The sequence below is a fragment of the Mycobacterium sp. SMC-4 genome, from assembly GCF_025263265.1.
Lineage (GTDB): Bacteria > Actinomycetota > Actinomycetes > Mycobacteriales > Mycobacteriaceae > Mycobacterium.
The window spans coordinates 2061829-2079568 of the sequence record NZ_CP079869.1 but is presented as its reverse complement, the minus strand read 5'-3'; the positions used below and the strand labels follow the sequence as shown (position 1 = coordinate 2079568).

General features: G+C 67.9%; 16 protein-coding genes. 3 read left to right on the top strand and 13 right to left on the bottom strand.

Annotated elements, in window-relative coordinates:
* Nucleotides 1–15 precede the first annotated feature (15 nt).
* From KXD98_RS10035 to KXD98_RS10025, 3 genes are read right to left on the bottom strand one after another with little or no spacing between them, the layout of a single operon-like run.
* Complete coding sequence (locus tag KXD98_RS10035; RefSeq protein ID WP_260763900.1) at nucleotides 16–1380, bottom strand: aldehyde dehydrogenase; 1365 nt, start codon at nucleotides 1378–1380, stop codon at nucleotides 16–18.
* Entirely contained in the window at nucleotides 1377–2117 is a 741-nt protein-coding gene (locus tag KXD98_RS10030; RefSeq protein ID WP_260763898.1) for a gamma-glutamyl-gamma-aminobutyrate hydrolase family protein, read from the bottom strand. The genes KXD98_RS10035 and KXD98_RS10030 overlap by 4 nt, the downstream gene beginning before the upstream one ends.
* 34 nt (nucleotides 2118–2151) lie before the next feature.
* Nucleotides 2152–3522: a glutamine synthetase family protein gene (locus KXD98_RS10025; protein ID WP_260763897.1), complete on the bottom strand. Its 1371-nt coding sequence runs from the start codon at nucleotides 3520–3522 to the stop codon at nucleotides 2152–2154.
* Between the two features lie 266 nt (nucleotides 3523–3788).
* Here KXD98_RS10025 and KXD98_RS10020 point away from each other — a divergent pair, with 266 nt between their 5' ends.
* The gene (locus KXD98_RS10020) at nucleotides 3789–5594 is read left to right on the top strand and encodes an N-acetylglutaminylglutamine amidotransferase (protein ID WP_260763894.1); all 1806 of its coding nucleotides are present in this window, start codon (nucleotides 3789–3791) and stop codon (nucleotides 5592–5594) included.
* Nucleotides 5591–7363 carry an N-acetylglutaminylglutamine synthetase gene (gene ngg / locus KXD98_RS10015; RefSeq protein WP_260763891.1) on the top strand — a complete coding sequence of 591 codons (1773 nt, stop codon included), beginning with the start codon at nucleotides 5591–5593 and terminating at the stop codon, nucleotides 7361–7363. The genes KXD98_RS10020 and ngg overlap by 4 nt, the downstream gene beginning before the upstream one ends.
* A 10-nt stretch (nucleotides 7364–7373) precedes the next feature.
* On the opposite strand, the gene KXD98_RS10010 is transcribed toward ngg, so the two are convergent.
* The 3 genes from KXD98_RS10010 to map all read right to left on the bottom strand — a co-directional run bounded on the left by KXD98_RS10010 (nucleotide 7374) and on the right by map (nucleotide 9515).
* Nucleotides 7374–7937, bottom strand: coding sequence for an alpha/beta fold hydrolase (locus KXD98_RS10010; protein WP_260763881.1), 564 nt, complete (start codon nucleotides 7935–7937; stop codon nucleotides 7374–7376).
* A gap of 64 nt (nucleotides 7938–8001) precedes the next feature.
* Nucleotides 8002–8658, bottom strand: a complete 657-nt coding sequence (locus tag KXD98_RS10005) for a hypothetical protein (protein WP_260763879.1) — start codon at nucleotides 8656–8658, stop codon at nucleotides 8002–8004.
* Entirely contained in the window at nucleotides 8655–9515 is an 861-nt protein-coding gene (gene map, locus KXD98_RS10000) for a type I methionyl aminopeptidase (protein WP_260763877.1), read from the bottom strand. The genes KXD98_RS10005 and map overlap by 4 nt, the downstream gene beginning before the upstream one ends.
* A 22-nt stretch (nucleotides 9516–9537) precedes the next feature.
* Here map and KXD98_RS09995 point away from each other — a divergent pair, with 22 nt between their 5' ends.
* Entirely contained in the window at nucleotides 9538–9924 is a 387-nt protein-coding gene (locus tag KXD98_RS09995; protein WP_260763875.1) for a PaaI family thioesterase, read from the top strand.
* Nucleotide 9925: 1 nt separating this feature from the next.
* On the opposite strand, the gene KXD98_RS09990 is transcribed toward KXD98_RS09995, so the two are convergent.
* The 7 genes from KXD98_RS09990 to dxr form a co-directional block, all read right to left on the bottom strand.
* Entirely contained in the window at nucleotides 9926–10540 is a 615-nt protein-coding gene (locus KXD98_RS09990) for a DUF1707 domain-containing protein (RefSeq protein ID WP_260763873.1), read from the bottom strand.
* 34 nt (nucleotides 10541–10574) lie between these two features.
* A complete protein-coding gene (locus KXD98_RS09985) occupies nucleotides 10575–12389 on the bottom strand; it encodes a penicillin-binding transpeptidase domain-containing protein (RefSeq protein WP_260763868.1) in 1815 nt (604 codons plus the stop codon).
* A gap of 70 nt (nucleotides 12390–12459) precedes the next feature.
* Complete coding sequence (locus KXD98_RS09980) at nucleotides 12460–13122, bottom strand: GNAT family N-acetyltransferase (protein WP_260763866.1); 663 nt, start codon at nucleotides 13120–13122, stop codon at nucleotides 12460–12462.
* A gap of 36 nt (nucleotides 13123–13158) precedes the next feature.
* Nucleotides 13159–14022 (bottom strand): GNAT family N-acetyltransferase, encoded by an 864-nt coding sequence (locus KXD98_RS09975; RefSeq protein WP_260763864.1) that lies wholly within the window; start codon nucleotides 14020–14022, stop codon nucleotides 13159–13161.
* 53 nt (nucleotides 14023–14075) lie between these two features.
* Nucleotides 14076–15242 carry a flavodoxin-dependent (E)-4-hydroxy-3-methylbut-2-enyl-diphosphate synthase gene (ispG, locus tag KXD98_RS09970; protein ID WP_260763862.1) on the bottom strand — a complete coding sequence of 389 codons (1167 nt, stop codon included), beginning with the start codon at nucleotides 15240–15242 and terminating at the stop codon, nucleotides 14076–14078.
* A 22-nt stretch (nucleotides 15243–15264) separates the two neighbouring features.
* Nucleotides 15265–16503, bottom strand: coding sequence for an RIP metalloprotease (locus tag KXD98_RS09965; protein WP_260763843.1), 1239 nt, complete (start codon nucleotides 16501–16503; stop codon nucleotides 15265–15267).
* A 13-nt stretch (nucleotides 16504–16516) separates the two neighbouring features.
* Nucleotides 16517–17719 (bottom strand): 1-deoxy-D-xylulose-5-phosphate reductoisomerase, encoded by a 1203-nt coding sequence (gene dxr / locus KXD98_RS09960; protein WP_260763841.1) that lies wholly within the window; start codon nucleotides 17717–17719, stop codon nucleotides 16517–16519.
* Nucleotides 17720–17740: the final 21 nt, after the last annotated feature.

Genomic DNA, 17740 nt, shown 5'->3' with positions numbered 1-17740 from the left:
GCTCGTCCGGCCCTGCTAGGGCTCTTCTACGGCGATGAACACGTTCTTGGCCTCGGTGAAGGACAGCGGCGCATCGGGTCCGAGCTCGCGACCGAGACCGGACTGCTTGAATCCGCCGAACGGCGTGCTGTAGCGCACCGAGGAGTGCGAGTTGACCGACAGGTTGCCCGCCTCGATGGCGCGCGACACCCGCAGCGCGCGGGACAGGTTGTCGGTCCAGATCGAACCGGACAGCCCGTAGTCGGTGTCGTTGGCGACCGCGATCGCGTCGGCTTCGTCGTCGAAGGGAAGCACCGCGACCACGGGCCCGAAGATCTCCTCGGTGACGGTGCGGTCGTGGCGTTGCGGGGTCAGCACCGTCGGCGGAAACCAGAATCCGGGGCCCGACGGCGCCACACCCCGGAAGGCCACCGGCGCATCGTCGGGCACATACGCCGACACGGTGTCGAAGTGTTTCTTCGACACCAACGGACCCATCTCGGTGGCCTCGGCACGCGGGTCACCGACGGCGACCGCTTGCACGGCCGGCTCCAGCAATTCCATGAAGCGGTCGAAAACACTGCGCTGCACCAGGATCCGACTTCGCGCACAGCAGTCCTGCCCGGCGTTGTCGAATACGCCGTACGGCGCGGTGGCCGCAGCACGCTCGAGGTCACAGTCATCGAAGATGATGTTGGCGCTCTTGCCACCCAACTCCAGGGTGACCCGCTTGACCTGGCGGGCGGCGCCGGCCATCACCCGGGTCCCGACCTCGGTGGATCCGGTGAAGACAATCTTGCGCACACCCGGGTGGGTCACGAAGCGCTCCCCCACCACCGATCCGCGTCCCGGCAACACCTGGAACAGGTCGGCGGGCAGACCTGCCTCGCGGGCCAGCTCACCCAGCCGGATCGTGGTCAGTGGCGTCCACTCGGCGGGTTTGATCAGCACCGCGTTGCCGGCGGCCAGCGCCGGGGCGAAACCCCAGGATGCGATCGTCATCGGGAAGTTCCAGGGCGTGATGACCGCTACCACCCCGAGCGGTTCGTTGAACGTCACGTCCCAGCCGCCGGCCACCGGAATCTGCTTGCCGGACAACCGCTCCGGGGCGGCGGCGTAATACTGCAGGACGTCGCGCACGTGCCCGGCCTCCCAGCGCGCGTTGCCGATCGGATGACCCGAGTTGGCGACTTCCAGCGTTGCCAGCTCCTCGACATGGGCGTCGACCACCGCGGCGAACGCACGCAGCGCCGCGGCACGCTCGGCCGGCGCCTGGCGCGCCCAGATCCGCTGTGCGACAGCTGCCCGCGCGACCGCGTCATCGACGGCGGCCTCGTCACAATGCTCGACGGTGCGCAGCACTTCCTCGGTCGCGGGATTGATGACTTCGCTGACGGTCATGGGCTCACCTTCTGTGTCTTCTGGGCGGCATAGGCTCCCGCGGCGCCGACCAACCCGGCGAACAGCCGCAGATCATCGAGGCGTTCCTCGGGGTGCCACTGCACAGCCACCACCCAATGGTCGGGATAGCGGGCAGGGTCGGTCTCGACGGCTTCGATGATGCCGTCGGAGTCGGCGGCCGACACGATCAGCCCGTCACCGAGCCGGTCGATGGCCTGATGGTGGTAACACTGCGCATCGGTGCTGGGACCGACGAGCGCAGCGACCCGGGTCCGCGGCACGGTGACTATCGATGACGTGCTGAACACTGCGTTGCCCTGCTGGTGGCGGGTGTGTCCGACCACCTCGGGCAGGTGCTGGTGCAGCGTCCCGCCACGTGCGACGTTGAGCACCTGCGCGCCGCGACAGATCCCCAGCACCGGCATCCCGCGACGCAACGCCGCATCTACCAACGCCAACTCGAACGCATCCCGGGCTCGACTGTCGGGCATCGGCTCGTCGGTGGCCGGATGGCGTGGATGCCCGTAGGTGGCCGGATCGACGTCGCGGCCCCCGGTGATCACCAGGGCATCCAGACTGTCCAGGACGCGGTCGGTGACCGCATCGTCGACCGGCTGGGGCGGTAACAGCACCGCGATGCCCCCGGCCAGACCGACGCCCTCGAAATAGATCGCCGGCAGGAAGCTGGCCCGCACATCCCAGACCCCGGTCTGCGCCTGCTGCAGATACGTCGTCATGCCGATCACCGGGCGCACCCCGGGCCGGACTGGATCAGAGACGCTCAAAACCGCGGAACCTCTCCCAGTCGGTGACGGCGGAGTTGAATGCCTTCAGCTCCACCCGCGCGTTGTTGACGTAGTGTTCGACGACGTCGTCGCCGAACGCATCGCGGGCGATACGCGAGTGCTCGAACAACTCGACCGCCTCCCCCAACGTGGTGGGCAGTCGGTCGGCGCCGCTGGTGTAGGCGTTGCCGTCCACCGCGTCCCCGAGCTCGAGCTCGTTGTCGATGCCATACAGGCCGCCGGCAATCAGCGCCGCGACCGCCAGGTACTGATTCACGTCCCCGCCGGGGGCCCGGTTCTCCATCCGCATGCCAGGGCCGTGACCGACCACCCGCAGCGCACAGGTGCGATTGTCCAGCCCCCAGGCCACCGCCGTCGGCGCGAAACTTCCCTCGGCAAACCGCTTGTAGGAGTTGATGTTCGGCGCATAAAACAGAGTGAATTCGCGCAGCGTGGCCAGTTGCCCGGCGATGAAGCTACGGAACATCGGCGACATCCCGAGCTCGTCGCTGTCATCGGCGAACACCGGGGACCCGTCCTGACCGCGAAACGAGATGTGGATGTGACAGCTGTTGCCCTCCCTCTCGTCGAATTTGGCCATGAACGTCAGGCTCTTACCATGCTGGTCGGCGATCTCCTTCGCGCCGTTCTTGTAGATCGTGTGGTTGTCGCAGGTGACCAGCGCCTTGTCGTAGCGGAAACCGATCTCCTGCTGCCCCAGGTTGCACTCGCCTTTGACGCCTTCGCAGAACATGCCTGCGCCGTCCATCCCGAGGCGGATATCGCGCAACAGTGGCTCCATCCGGGTCGACGCGTGCATGGCGTAGTCGATGTTGTAGTCGGTGGCGGGGGTCAGGTCTCGGTAGCCGGCCGCCCAGGCATCGCGAAAACCCGTGTCGAACACCATGAACTCGAGTTCGGTGGCGGCGATCGCGTCGAGTTCACGCCGCGCGAGCAGGTCGAGCTGCGCGCGCAGGATGCCGCGCGGCGCCTGCCGAACAGGGCTGGCGTCGGTCCACGACAGGTCTGCCATCACCAGCGCGGTGCCCGGCTGCCAGGGCACCATCCGCAGAGTGGACATGTCAGGCGTCATCACCATGTCGCCGTAACCCTTTTCCCAGCTCGAGATCGCATAGCCGTCGACAGTGTTCATGTCCACGTCGACGGCCAGCAGATAGTTGCAGCATTCGGCGCCGTGCTCGATCACATCCTCGACGAACAACCGAGCCGAGATCCGCTTGCCGGTCAGCCGCCCCTGCATATCGCAGAACGCCACCAGGACCGTGTCGATGGTTCCGGCAGCGACCAGCTCCTCGAGCTCGCCCCTGGACAGCAATCCGCGTGTGCCTGCGCTCATCGGTACCTGCCTCGCATCGGGTGGGAAGGTTACGAGCAGTGGGCTGCTCACGGGCCACCAGGTTGCCACGCCCAAAGGTCGGGCGCCAGACCAATAGACCGATCGGCGCGCCGCGGTGGCATCCGGAGGTGATGTGACACGTGTCTCGATCGCGAAGCTCCGGCCCGGTTTGACGCACTGAAGCCGGGGTAAATTACCCCCGCGCCGAGGCTCCAGCCGCGGCCGTTGTGTGGTCAGTGAACGCCGTCTCAGATAGGGTCGAACAGGTGTGTGGAGCCACCGGCGAGGTACGCCTTGACGGAAGAACACCCGATATCAGCGCGGTCACCCAGATGGCCGAGGTCATGGCCCCGCGCGGGCCGGACGCCGCGGGAGCGTGGTCGCAGGGCCGGGTGGCGCTGGGCCATCGACGGCTCAAGATCATCGACCTCAGCGAGGCCGGCGCCCAGCCGATGGTCGACTCCGAGCTCGGGTTGGCGGTGGCCTGGAACGGTTGCATCTACAACTACGAGGAGCTGCGCGACCAGCTGAGCGCGCACGGCTACCGCTTCTTCTCCCACAGCGATACCGAGGTGTTGCTGAAGGGTTACCACCACTGGGGTGACCGATTCGTCGACCACCTCAAAGGCATGTTCGCCTTCGCCATCGTCGAACGCGACAGTGGCCGGGTACTGCTGGGCCGCGACCGGCTCGGCATCAAGCCGCTGTACCTGAGCGAGAACGCCGACCGGATCCGGTTCGCGTCCTCGCTGCCGGCACTGCTGGCCGGGGGTGACATCGACACCCGGATCGACCCGGTGGCGCTGAACCACTACCTGAGTTTCCACTCGGTGGTGCCGCCGCCTCGAACGATCCTGCGCGGGGTCACCAAGGTGCCGCCGGCCACGCTGGTGGCGATCGAACCCGACGGCACCCGCACCACCACGACCTACTGGGTGCCCGACTTCACCCGCCGGTCCGATCGTGCCGATTGGACCGAAAAAGACTGGGAAGAAGCAGTTCTGGAGTCCCTTCGGGTGGCGGTGAAACGGCGCCTGGTCGCCGATGTACCGGTCGGCTGCCTGCTCTCGGGCGGCGTGGACTCCAGCCTGATCGTGGGCCTGCTCGCCGAAGCGGGCCAGGCCGGACTCAAGACGTTCTCCATCGGGTTCGAATCCGTCGGCGGAGTCCAAGGTGACGAGTTCCGGTATTCCGACATCATCGCCGATCGCTTCGGTACCGACCACCACCAGATACGCATCGACACCGACAGAATGTTGCCTGCGCTGGCCGGTGCGATCGGGGCGATGAGCGAGCCGATGGTCAGTCACGACTGCGTGGCGTTCTATCTGCTCTCCCAGGAGGTGGCCAAGCACGTCAAGGTGGTGCAGTCCGGCCAGGGAGCCGACGAGGTGTTCGCCGGCTATCACTGGTATCCGCCGATGGGTGAGCCCGCGGCGGCATCGCTGGAAGGGTCGGTCGCCAGTTACCGCGCCGCGTTCTTCGATCGCGACCACGCCGCCTACTCGGCACTGGTGTCCCCGGCCTTCGCCACCGCCGACGATCCCAGCAAGGCCTACATCACCGAACACTTCGCTCGCAGCGGAGCCCAGACCGGCATCGATCGGGCGCTGCGCCTGGATACCACCGTCATGCTGGTCGACGACCCGGTCAAACGGGTCGACAACATGACCATGGCGTGGGGCCTGGAGGGCCGGGTGCCCTTCCTCGATCACGAGCTCGTCGAGTTGGCGGCAACCTGCCCGCCTCAGCTCAAGACCGCCCACGAGGGCAAAGGGGTGCTCAAACAGGCTGCCCGGCAGGTGATTCCGGCCGATGTCATCGACCGACCCAAAGGCTACTTCCCGGTGCCGGCGCTGACCCACCTGGAAGGCCCCTATCTGGACCTGGTCCGCGACGCACTGTACGCACCGGCGGCCAAGGAGCGCGGACTGTTCCGGCCGGCGGCGGTCGACCGGCTGCTGGCCGACCCGAACGGCAAGTTGACACCGCTGCGGGGCAACGAGCTCTGGCAGATCGCCCTGCTGGAACTGTGGTTGCAGCACCACGGAATCAGCGGACCGGCGGCATGACCGACACCGCCGCAGGCGGCGAGCACGGCAGCGAAGCCATCACCATGGCGCTGCACGAGGCGTCACCGCCCGAGCTCGTCGACGCGATGGACTCCAATGTCGCCCTCGAACTCGGTTGGGGCCGGCTACTTTTCGGTCAGACCTTCGCCGACCCGGCGCAACTGGCCAGCGCGCTGCGCGGTGAGGCCCAAGGCCGCCGCGATATCTGCATCTACCCGCGCGAGCCGCATGTGCTGGTGTCCAAGGCTCCGGCTGAGCTGTTCATCGATCCCAGTCACACCTATCGCCTGCGCTTCGCCGACGCCGACGAACCAGATGTGGCCTTCAGCGGGTTCACCGTGCGCACGCTGCACAGCCGCGGTGACGCCGACGCGATCAACCGGGTCTATGTGCGGTGCGGCATGGTCCCCGCCCCCACCGACGTGATCTGGGACAACCACCGCAACCAGCCGTCGGTGGACTACCTGGTCGCGGTCACCGAGGACGGGACGGTGATCGGCACGGTCACCGGCGTCGACCACACGACACTGTTCGATGATCCGGAGAACGGTTCGAGTCTGTGGACACTGGCCGTGGACCCCGCAGCGACCCTGCCCGGCGTCGGGGCCGCTCTCACCCGCGCGCTGGCCTCGTTGTACCGCAAACGCGGCCGCGCCTACATGGATCTGTCGGTCACCCACGACAACGCCGCGGCGATCGCGCTGTACGAGAAGCTCGGCTTCGCCCGCGTTCCGGTGATGGCCGTCAAACGCAAGAACGCGATCAACGAGCCGCTGTTCACCCATCCCCCCGAGACCGTCGACGACCTCAACCCCTACGCGCGCATCATCGCCGACGAGGCGATGCGCCGCGGCATCTGGGTGGAGGTGCTCGACGCCGAAGCGGGCGAGATGCGGCTGTCCCACGGCGGACGCAGTGTCATCACCCGAGAGTCATTGTCGGAGTACACTTCTGCGGTCGCGATGAGCCGATGCGACGACAAGCGCCTGACCCGCCGCATCGTCTCCGAAGCCGGCATCGCCGTGCCCAGGGGCCGGCTGGCGACGTTCGACCAGGCTGACCACGACTTCCTGTCCGAGGTCGGCGACGTCGTGGTCAAACCCACCCGAGGTGAACAAGGCAAGGGCATCACCGTCGGTGTCGACGGTCCCGCCGAACTCGACGCCGCGCTGGCCCGCGCCCGTGAACAGCATCCCGAGGTGCTCATCGAGCAGCGCGCCCCGGGTGACGACCTGCGGCTGGTGGTGATCGATGGCAAGGTCGTCGCCGCGGCGCTGCGCATGCCCGCTGAGGTGGTGGGCACCGGGCGCCACACCATCCGGGAACTCATCGAAGCCCAGAGCCGCCGCCGCGCGGCAGTCACCGGCGGGGAGTCCCGCATCCCGATGGATGCGGTCACCGAGAACACGGTCAAGGAGGCGGGTTTCACGCTCGACGACGTGTTGGCCGAGGGAGAGCACCTGCGGGTGCGGCGGACGGCGAACCTGCACCAGGGCGGCACAATTCACGACGTCACCGCGACCGTGCATCCCGAACTGTGCCGGGTCGGGGTAGCTGCCGCGGCAGCCATCGGCATCCCGGTGACCGGGATCGACCTGTTGGTGCCCGACGTGACCAAGCCGGAATACGTGTTCATCGAGGCCAATGAGCGTCCCGGATTGGCCAATCACGAGCCGCAACCGACGGCGGCGGCGTTCGTCGACTTCCTGTTCCCCAATCAGCCCGGTTTGCCGCAGGCCTGGACGCCCGAGGAAGCGCCCGCGCCGTAGCGCGCATGGATCACCAGGTGCTGGTGCGCAGCACGATCTCGGCAGCCAGCTGAGCCGTCGAGTCCGCGGCGTGGCGCCGGCCCAGCAGGTCGACGACCCGGTATTCGCCGTAGACATAGCGCTGACTGGCGCTGGCCACCGCCCGCGATGCGCTGTTGCTGACCAGCGCAGTGGTGTTGAGCTCGACCGGGGGGCAATCCTGGTCGCGCACCACGCCGGTGTGGTCGGCCACGCGCGGGTGCCCGCGGTCGATGACCACCAGGCCGATGAACCGGTCCAGCCGGGTGGCGGCCAGCTCCCAGGCCAGCTCGCCGCCGGAGCGGTCCCCCACCAGCAGCGCCCACCGGACGTCGAGGGAGTCGAGGATGCCGAGCACCGACTTGGCCGTCAACCGCGGATCAGGGCCGATCACGACGGTCTTCAGTGACGCCGTGTGCAGCCGCTGGCACACCGCCTCGTAGGCCGCCGGCACCTTCTGCGCCGCGCTGAGCAGCACCACGACCGACCCCTTCTGGGGTCCGGCGACCTCGACGGGTACGCCGAAGCCATCGACGGTGATCATGGGTGAGGGCATTGCGTCACGCTACCGCCCGCGGTGCCGGTCGCGTGCAGCTTTTCTTGCTGTTAACGCGACCCCACTACGACTGCGCCCGCTGCGCCTGATGGTCGATGACGTCCAAAAAGGTCTGCGGCAGTGTCCCTTTGACCGGTATCGACGGATCCGGGGTGGGAAACGCGATGCCGAAAACCGCTGTGGCGCCGATGTTCTCGAAGGAGAAGTAGATGCTGCTCTGCGACCCGGGTAGCAGCATGGTCTGCTGGTACACCAGCGCGTCCGGCCGCGGACCGTCGATCTTGGTGGTGGTCATCGCGATGCCCGGGTCCGACGGGTCGAAGAAGGTTCGGAACTCGGCGCAGCGTAGCGCGGTCGCGGCCAACCTTTCGAGATCCAGCGGCCAACTCAACACTGTGATGACCATGCGCACGCCGTCGTAGGCGACGACGTACTCCTCGGCGCTGCCGGGGCCACGCTCGGCGGTCGCGGCGATGTCGCGGGTCAACGCGTCGGTGCAGCCCTGCGGTCGCGACATCATCGGCGGCGGCATCCCGGCACCGTCGGGTTGTCCGGCCTCTTTGACGACGCGTTCGTAGCGCACGCCGGCTGGGAAGTCGGCTTCGGTCAGGACCACGCGTTCCAGCCGGGCGCCCGGCCAGGTCGGGGTGCCACCGACGCCCGTCGAGCAGGCGGCCGTCAGCAGCACCATCAGCGCTGCGTATGCGGCCCACCTGGTCATGGCGCCGGCGTCAGGATCTCAGCGCCCGAGTCGGTGACCACCAGCGTGTGCTCGAATTGCGCGGTCCACTTCTTGTCCTTGGTGACCACGGTCCAGTCGTCATCCCAGATCTCGTAGTCCAGGCTGCCGATGTTGATCATCGGCTCGATGGTGAATGTCATTCCGGGCTCCAGAACCGTCTGCACCGACGGCTGGTCGTAGTGCAGCACCACCAGCCCATTGTGGAAGGTGGTGCCGATTCCGTGCCCGGTGAAGTCCCGAACGACGTTGTAGCCGAAGCGGTTCGCGTAGGCCTCGATGACGCGGCCGACGATGGACAGCGCCCGCCCGGGTTTGACCGCCTTGATCGCGCGCATGGTGGCCTCGTGGGTACGCTCCACCAGCAGCCGGTGCTCTTCGGAGACGTCTCCGGCCAAGAAGGTGGCATTGGTGTCACCATGCACGCCGTCCTTGTAGGCCGTTACATCGATGTTGACGATGTCCCCGTCCTCGATGACCGTGGAGTCGGGGATGCCGTGGCAGATCACCTCGTTGAGCGACGTGCAGCAGGACTTCGGGAAGCCTCGGTAGCCGAGGGTGGACGGGTAGGCGCCGTGGTCGATCATGTAGTCGTGGGCGATGCGGTCCAGCCGCTCGGTGGTCACACCCGGCGCGACCGCCTTACCCGCCTCGGCCAGCGCGCCGGCGGCGATACGGCCGGCGATCCGCATCTTCTCGATCACCTCAGGGGTCTGCACCCAAGGCTCGGAGCCTTCCGCAGCGGTCGGCTTGCCGACATATTCCGGGCGCGGGATCGACTTGGGTACCGGCAGCATCGGCGAGACCACACCGGGTCGTAGGGCGGTCCGTAGCGTCATGACGCAATGCTAGCGTTCGCCCATGCAGGTCACCCCGGGACATTTGTTCGCCCAGCTGGACTTCCGCGACGTCGAGGACACCGACGAGCGTGTGGTGATCGAGTTGGACAACCGCCCGGATCTGGTCAATCGGCGCGGTGCGCTGCAGGGCGGCTTGGTCGCCACGCTCATCGACATCGCGGCCGGTCGGCTGGCCGACCGGCACATCGCGGCCGAGCAGGACGTCACGACCGCGGACATGACGATCCACTTCCTGGCACCCGTTCTTACCGGACCCGCCCGCGCCGAGGCCACCGTGGTGCGTGCCGGGCGGCGGCTCTCGGTGATCGCCGTCGACGTCACCGACGCCGCACGGGACCGATTGGCCGCGCGCGCCACCCTCAGTTTCGCAATCCTGGACCCGCGCTGACTCAGTCGGCGCGCAGCGACCGGGGCCCGCGGCCCAACCACGACTTGCGCGGACCCCGCACGTCAACCGACCCGCACACCACCTTGCCCGTGAGGATCACGTGCGGATTGCCCTCCGCGGGCGCATCCCTGCGGTGATCATGGGCGCTGCCGACGTTGACTTCGACGTCGTCGATGGATGCGCTGGCGCCGTCCGGTAACCGCAGGTCCAGGCCGCCGAACCGGATATCGAGCTCGATGACCACGATGGGCCCGGCGAACTTGGCGCGGGTCAGGTCCAGGTCGACCGACCCCAACCGGCGGTGCAGCGCCAGCCTGGTGGGCACGACCCACTCGCCGTGCCGTTTGAGCGATCCCAGTACACCGCGCAATTCCACCCGGTCCGCAGCGGAGGTCACGATCGCGCCGGGGCCGGGCAGGTCGCCGACCAGCGCGTCGAGGTCGGAGCGCAGCCGCGCCTGCGACACCATCGCCGAGCGCTCCTCGAACTCCCCGATGTCGATCAGGCCGAGCGCCACCGCGTTGTGCAAACGGCGCAAAGTGCCGTTGCGGTCGGCATCGGAGATCCTCATCTCGACCGTGTCGGGCAGGTACTGAGGGTGCTGGTTTGCAGTCATGGCCCTTCTACGGTACGCCGCAGGCGGGCTGCGATCAGGGCTGATAATCCGGCGGCAAGGCGTCGAGCATGCCCTTGAGCATGCGCACCGCGTACTCCGAGCTGCCACCGCCCACGATCAGCGCGGCGAAAGCCATGTCGCCGCGATAACCGGTGAACCACGAGTGTGATCCGCCGGGGAACTCGGCTTCACCGGTCTTACCGCGGACATCTCCGGCGCCCTGGAGGTCCTTGGCGGTGCCGTTGGTGACCACCAGGCGCATCATCGGCCGAAGCCCCTCGACCACTTCGGGCCGGACCGGCTGCGCATCGCCGATGACCTCGGTCTCCCGGCCGTCGATCAAGTGCGGCACCGGGGTATGGCCGGCGGCGACAGTGGCCGCGGCCAGCGCCATCCCGAACGGACTGGCCAGCACCTTGCCCTGGCCGAACCCGTCCTCGGTGCGCTCGATCAAGTTCACCGTGGGAGGAACCGAACCGGTGACCGTCCGCAGACCTTCGACCTTGAAGTCAGGTCCGATGCCGTACTGCGACGCGGCCTGGGTCAGGCCGCGCGGCGGCATCCGGCTGGCGAGCTCGGCGAACGTGGTGTTGCACGAGCTCGCGAACGCCCGAGACATCGGGACGGTCCCGAGGTCGAACCCGCCATAGTTGGGCACCGTGCGATGACCGATGTCCATCCGGCCGGGGCAGCCCAGCAGCGTGTTGGGGGTGGCCATGTCGCGTTCCATCGCGGCAGCGGCGGTGACGATCTTGAACGTCGATCCGGGCGGATAGAGACCCATCGTCGCCACCGGGCCGTCCCGGTCGGCCGCGGCATTCTGCGCCACCGCCAGGATCTCCCCGGTCGACGGTTTGAGGACCACGATCATGGCCTGCTTACCGGTGGTGTCGACGGCGTTCTGGGCGGCGTTCTGCACCGAGCGATCCAGGGTGATGCGCACCGACGGGGCCGGCTCGCCGGCAACCTCGTGCAATACGTCGACGTCGACGCCGTTCTGGTTGACGGTCACGACGCGCCACCCGGCCACGCCGTCGAGTTGATCGGCCACGCTGTTCTTGACGTCGCTGACCACCGCAGGCGCGAACGTGTCGTCGGTGGGCACCATGTCGGGGTGCGGGGTGATGACCACACCGGGCAACGGGGCCAGTACCCCCACCACTGCATCGTGGTCGGCCTGACGCAACGTCAGCAAGCCCAGCGCACCGTCGGCGGAGCTGGCCTGTTCGGCCAGGCGCTGCGGGTCCAGCGCCGGATCGAACCGGTGCAGAGTCTCCGCGACGACGCGCGCCGTGGTCATCAGTTCGGCACCGGCTCCTTCGGCGTCCAGGGCGAAGTGGTACCGGAATCCGGGGATCAGCACGTTGGTACCGGTGCGCTCGTGCACGGAGGCCCGGGGTGGAGTCTCGGCACGCAGCGCAAAGGTCTGATTCTCACCGAGGCGGGGATGCAGACCGGTGGCGCTCCAGCGCACCTCCCAGCGGCCCTCGTCGCGCACCATGTTCAACGCACCGTCGTAGGTCCAGGTGCGATTCCTGGGCAGGTGCCAGGTGTAGCGATAATTGACGGTCCCGGTGTCCTCGGCGTACCGCGAGCTGAGGATCCGCGCATCGAGTCCGGTGGCCTGCAGTCCGGCCCAGGCCTGGCTGAGCGCCGCTCGCGCCGGATCCGGCCGGTCGGCGAACTGGGCCGCCGAGGCCATGTCGCCGGTGGCCAATGCCGCGAAGAACTGTTCGGCCGTCGGACCGGGACCGTTGGGGCGCGGGGTGCAGCCGGCGAGTGCCACGACAACGGACACAGCCGTCGCCAGTACTGCTACTCGTGATGCGGGTGAGACTAATGTTGTCATCGAGACTGATGTTAAAAGTCACGGCGCGATTTCGACGCAGGCGCACCGCAGTAACAGCCGGCTTCCTCGGTCAGCCGCCCACGGCGGGCGCGCGCACAACCAGCGGCACCGCCGGGAAGTACGCCGCCAGCTCCGACCGTGACGCGCGCAACGCGGCAGTCCCGTAACCCTGTTTGCGGTGGCCAGGGTGGATCCAGATGCGCACGTCGATCTCGCCGTCGGACAGTTCGCCGAAGACCATGCCGACCTTGGCGGCGCCGACCTCGGCGACCAACCATGCGGCCTCTTCGGCGGCAACGCGGGCCGCCGCGTCGCGGATCTCGTCGTCGAGCTCACCGGCAGGCTTGGCGGTACCGTCGCCGGCCGACGGTACGTCGGCGGTGCGCGCGGCGAAGACATCGCGATCGCGCTCCGGGTCGAACGGCCGCAGTTGCAGCCGGCGTGCCGGTCCCGGTGTCGGGTCGACGACCGCCATCACGGATTCCTCGGCAGCCAGATTCTCCAATTCGGTGGCGATTCGACGGCGTGCCACCTTGGTGAGCCGATCGAAGGACAGCCGCAACACCGCCTCCGCCGCCGAGGCCGGCACGTCGAGCAGATCGGCGATCGCCTCGATGGCCGCGTCGTAATCCTCGGCGCCGACGACCGCATCGAGGACTTCGTGACGGCGTTCCAGGGCGGTGACGAGCGTATCGGCGATCAGTCTGCGTTGCGTCTGCGCGTCGTCGGTCATGTCGGAAGCGTAGGCGCTGTCCTACGGACGGACGGATCAGTCGAGCAGCACGGTGGCGAAAGACGCGATCTCGGTGAACCCGACCCGCGCGTAGGTCGCGCGCGCGACGGTGTTGAAACTGTTGACGTACAGGCTGGCGATACGACCGCCGGCCACAATCGCGGCTGCCAGCGTCGCGGTGCCGGCGGTGCCGAGGCCGCGACCGCGGTAGTCCGGGTGCACCCAGACGCCCTGGATCTGGCCGACGGCGGGCGACTGCGACCCGATCTCGGCCTTGAACACCACCTGACCGCGCTCGAACCGGGCCCACGCACGTCCCGCCGCGATGAGACCGGCCACCCGGCGCCGATACCCTCGGCCACCGTCACCGCTGCGGGGGTCGATACCGACCTCGCCGATGAACATGTCGATCGCGGCGATGAGGTAGGCGTCGAGCTCCTCCATGCGCACCGGCCGCACCGCCGGATCCAGCGGGCTTGCCGGGGACGTGTCCAGCGCCATCAGGGGTTGGTGGGCACGTACGTCGCGGGCCGGCCCCCACACCGGTTCCAGCCGCTGCCACATCGGCAACACCAGTTCGGAACGGCCCACCAGCGACGAGCATCGCCGCGAGGTGCTCATCGCCTTGTCGGCGAAAGCATTCAGATCACCGGCGCCGCCGCGCAGCGGAATCAGGTTTGCCCCGGCGTAGCAGAGCGACTCGCCGGCGCGCCGCCGCGTCCACAGTTCTCCACCGATGGCCGCCGGCTCGATGCCGTGTTCGGCCACTCGCGCAGCGACCATGCAGGACGCCACCGGGTCCTCGTCGAGCACCCGCCGCACCGCCGTCAAATCCCGGACATCGCGGACCACCGACACCCTTCGCTCATCAACGAGGCGAAAAAGCGGAGGAGCCGACATCTGGACTCTTTCTCGACAATCCGGCGGCCGACCCGATCAGGCGGCTACAACCCTCAGCTTACGGTCACGACGGGCGAACCGGGTGCATCCTGCGCACCTGGCTGCAGGCCGATTTCCTCGGCCAGCCGCAGGGCTTCCTCGATCAGGGTTTCGACGATCTGCGCCTCCGGAACGGTCTTGATGACCTCGCCCTTGACGAAGATCTGTCCCTTGCCGTTGCCCGAGGCCACCCCGAGGTCGGCTTCCCTGGCCTCGCCGGGCCCGTTGACCACGCAGCCCATCACCGCCACCCGAAGCGGGACGTCCATTCCCTCCAGGCCGGCGGTCACTTCGTTGGCCAGGGTGTAGACGTCGACCTGGGCACGTCCGCACGACGGGCACGACACGATCTCCAGCCCGCGGGGCCGCAGGTTCAGTGATTCCAGGATCTGGTTGCCGACCTTGACCTCTTCGGCGGGCGGTGCGGACAGCGACACCCGGATGGTGTCTCCGATGCCCTTGGACAGCAACGCGCCGAACGCGACGGCGGACTTGATGGTCCCCTGGAAAGCCGGTCCGGCCTCGGTGACCCCGAGGTGCAGCGGGTAGTCACACTGCGCGGCGAGTTGCTCGTAGGCCGCGACCATGATGACGGGGTCGTTGTGCTTGACGCTGATCTTGATGTCGCCGAAACCGTGCTCCTCGAAGAGCGAGGCCTCCCACAACGCCGACTCGACGAGCGCCTCGGGGGTGGCCTTGCCGTACTTCTCCAGGAAACGCTTATCCAGCGAGCCCGCGTTCACGCCGATTCGGATCGGGATGCCGGCCTCGCCGGCCGCCCTGGCGACCTCCTTGACCCGGCCGTCGAACTCCTTGATGTTGCCCGGGTTGACGCGCACCGCTGCGCAGCCGGCCTCGATCGCGGCGAAGATGTACTTGGGCTGGAAGTGGATGTCGGCGATCACCGGGATCTTCGACTTCTTGGCGATCACCGGCAGCGCGTCGGCGTCTTCCTGGCGCGGGCAGGCCACCCGCACGATGTCGCAGCCCGAGGCGGTCAGTTCGGCGATCTGCTGCAGGGTGGCGTTGATGTCGTGGGTCTTGGTGGTGCACATCGACTGGACCGAGATCGGGTGATCGCTGCCCACCCCGACATTGCGCACCATCAACTGGCGGGTCTTGCGGCGGGGAGCCAGCACCGGCGGCGGCGCCGGCGGCATCCCCAGACCGATGGAGGTCATCGCAGCGCTCCTCGTATCAGTGTCATTGGAACAACCTGATCGGGTTGACCAGGTCGGCGGTCACGGTCAGCAGCATGTAGCCCGCCACCAGCACCAGCACCACATAGGTGGCCGGCATCAGCTTGAGATAGTTCACCGGCGCGGCGGGCAGGATGCCGCGCGCCGAGCGGAACAGATTGCGGATCTTCTCGAACACCGCGATCGCAATGTGGCCGCCGTCGAACGGCAGCAGCGGAACCAGGTTGATCGCGCCGAGCACGAAGTTGAGCTGGGCCAGGAAGAACCAGAACGCCACCCATAGACCGGCATCGACGGTGTCACCACCGATGATGCTTGCTCCGACCACGCTGATCGGGGTCTCGGGGTCGCGTTCACCGCCACCGATGGACGACACCAGCGCGCCGACTTTCGTCGGGATCTTGGCCAGCGCCTTACCCAGTTCGACGGCCAGGTCACCGGTGAACGCGAACGTCGCCGGCACGGCCGAGAGCGGGTTGTACTGCGTCGGCGCGAAGCTGGCCGCGGTGACGCCGATCGTGCCCACATCGGTGGGTTGCGGGGGCGCGCCGTCGGCGCCGGCCACGAAGCGCTGGCTGGGGACGACGTCGACGGTGGTGGTGAACTCCCGGGACTGGCCGTCGCGCTCGCGCACCACGGTGAAGTCGGTCGGGCCGTTGAGCGCCCGCACCGCAGAGACCATCTCGTCGAAGTTGGCGACCGGGGTGTCCCCGACCCGGACGACGACGTCGCCGGCTTGGATACCGGCCGCGGCTGCGGGACTGGAAGTGATGCAGTCCCCCAAAGTTCCTTGCGTCACTTCGGATTTCACACACGACGTTTCACCCACCATGGCGTTGGTGGGCTGATGCAGGTTCGGCAGGCCCCAGACGATGGCGATCATGTAGATCAGCGCCAGCCCGATGGCGAAGTTCATTCCGGGGCCGGCTCCCAGCACCGCGACCCGTTTCCAGGTCTTCTGCTTGTACATCGCATAGCGCGACTCGCCGGGCGCCAGTTCTTCGACCGCCGTCATCCCGGCGATGTCGCAGAATCCACCCAGCGGAACGGCCTTGATGCCGTACTCGGTCTGACCGAGTTTATTGGGCCGGTGGGTGGACCACAGTGTCGGGCCGAAGCCGACGAAGTAGCGGCGCACCTTCATCCCGGTCGCGCGGGCCACCCACATGTGACCGCACTCATGCAGGGCCACCGACAGCAATATGGCCAGTGCAAACAGCACGATGCCAATCGTGAACATCATGGGGCGGCAGCCTCTACCTTCTCGCGCGTTGCGTACCTGCGGTTTCGTGCTCGACCGCGCGACGGGCCCGGTCACGAGCCCAGTGCTGCGCGTCGAGCACCTCATCCACGGTAGCTGGTTCTGCCGCCCACTGGTCGGCAGCGCGCAGCACCGATTCCACGGTGCGCACGATCGCCGGGAACCGGATGCGTCCGTCCAGGAAGGCCTCGGCGGCCTCTTCGTTGGCGGCGTTGTAGACCGCGGTCAGGCAGCCGCCGCGCCGGCCGGCCTCACGGGCCAGCTCGACGGCGGGGAACACCGAGTGGTCGAGGGGTTCGAATTCCCAGGTCGCGGCAGTGCTGAAGTCACAGGCCGCGGCAGCGCCGGGAATCCGCTGCGGCCAGCCCAGCGCCAGTGCGATGGGCAGTTTCATGTCCGGCGGGCTGGCTTGAGCCAGGGTCGAGCCGTCGGTGAAGGTGACCATGGAATGCACGATCGACTGCGGATGCACAACCACGTCGATGCGCTCGTAGTCGATACCGAACAGCAGGTGGGTCTCGATGAGTTCGAGCCCCTTGTTGACCAGCGACGCCGAATTCAGCGTGTTCATCGGACCCATCGACCAGGTGGGATGCGCGCCCGCCTGCTCGGGGGTGACGTGTTCGAGCTGCTCAGCGGTCCAGCCGCGGAACGGACCTCCGGAGGCGGTCAGCACCAGCGTGGCGACCTCGTCGGCGCTGCCGCCGCGCAGACACTGCGCCAGCGCCGAGTGTTCGGAGTCCACCGGCACGATCTGGCCCGGCGCCGCAGCCTTGACCACCAACGGTCCCCCGGCGACCAGGGATTCCTTGTTGGCCAGCGCGAGCCGGGCCCCGGTGGACAGCGCGGCCAACGTGGGCTCCAGCCCGAGTGCCCCGACCAGCGCGTTGAGCACCACGTCGACGCCGCGGGTCTCAGCCACGGAGTGCACGAGTCGGGTGGCCGCGTGTGGCCCGGTGAACGCGATGTCGCCCAGAGCGGAACCGGCGGCCGGATCCGCGACCGCGACATTGGTGACTCCGGTCTGGCGACATTGCCGCGCCAGCAACCCAACGTTGCCACCGCCGGCGGCGAGCCCGACCACCTCGAAGCGGTCGGGGTTGGCAGCGATCACATCGAGGGCCTGGGTACCGATCGATCCGGTACTGCCCAAGATCAGCACCCGCAACCTGTCGTGTCGCTCGCCGGCTCCGGTCACCCGTTCATTGTGCCGTGCCGC

Bases quoted from the DNA above. Each gene is read 5' to 3' on its own strand.
- KXD98_RS10035 (WP_260763900.1), bottom strand. From the start codon at position 1,380: ATGACCGTCAGCGAAGTCATCAATCCCGCGACCGAGGAAGTGCTGCGC.
- KXD98_RS10030 (WP_260763898.1), bottom strand. From the start codon at position 2,117: ATGACGACGTATCTGCAGCAGGCGCAGACCGGGGTCTGGGATGTGCGG.
- KXD98_RS10025 (WP_260763897.1), bottom strand. From the start codon at position 3,522: ATGAGCGCAGGCACACGCGGATTGCTGTCCAGGGGCGAGCTCGAGGAG.
- ngg (WP_260763891.1), top strand. From the start codon at position 5,591: ATGACCGACACCGCCGCAGGCGGCGAGCACGGCAGCGAAGCCATCACC.
- KXD98_RS10010 (WP_260763881.1), bottom strand. From the start codon at position 7,937: ATGCCCTCACCCATGATCACCGTCGATGGCTTCGGCGTACCCGTCGAG.
- KXD98_RS10005 (WP_260763879.1), bottom strand. From the start codon at position 8,658: ATGACCAGGTGGGCCGCATACGCAGCGCTGATGGTGCTGCTGACGGCC.
- map (WP_260763877.1), bottom strand. From the start codon at position 9,515: ATGACGCTACGGACCGCCCTACGACCCGGTGTGGTCTCGCCGATGCTG.
- KXD98_RS09995 (WP_260763875.1), top strand. From the start codon at position 9,538: ATGCAGGTCACCCCGGGACATTTGTTCGCCCAGCTGGACTTCCGCGAC.
- KXD98_RS09990 (WP_260763873.1), bottom strand. From the start codon at position 10,540: ATGACTGCAAACCAGCACCCTCAGTACCTGCCCGACACGGTCGAGATG.
- KXD98_RS09985 (WP_260763868.1), bottom strand. From the start codon at position 12,389: ATGACAACATTAGTCTCACCCGCATCACGAGTAGCAGTACTGGCGACG.
- KXD98_RS09980 (WP_260763866.1), bottom strand. From the start codon at position 13,122: ATGACCGACGACGCGCAGACGCAACGCAGACTGATCGCCGATACGCTC.
- KXD98_RS09975 (WP_260763864.1), bottom strand. From the start codon at position 14,022: ATGTCGGCTCCTCCGCTTTTTCGCCTCGTTGATGAGCGAAGGGTGTCG.
- ispG (WP_260763862.1), bottom strand. From the start codon at position 15,242: ATGACCTCCATCGGTCTGGGGATGCCGCCGGCGCCGCCGCCGGTGCTG.
- KXD98_RS09965 (WP_260763843.1), bottom strand. From the start codon at position 16,503: ATGATGTTCACGATTGGCATCGTGCTGTTTGCACTGGCCATATTGCTG.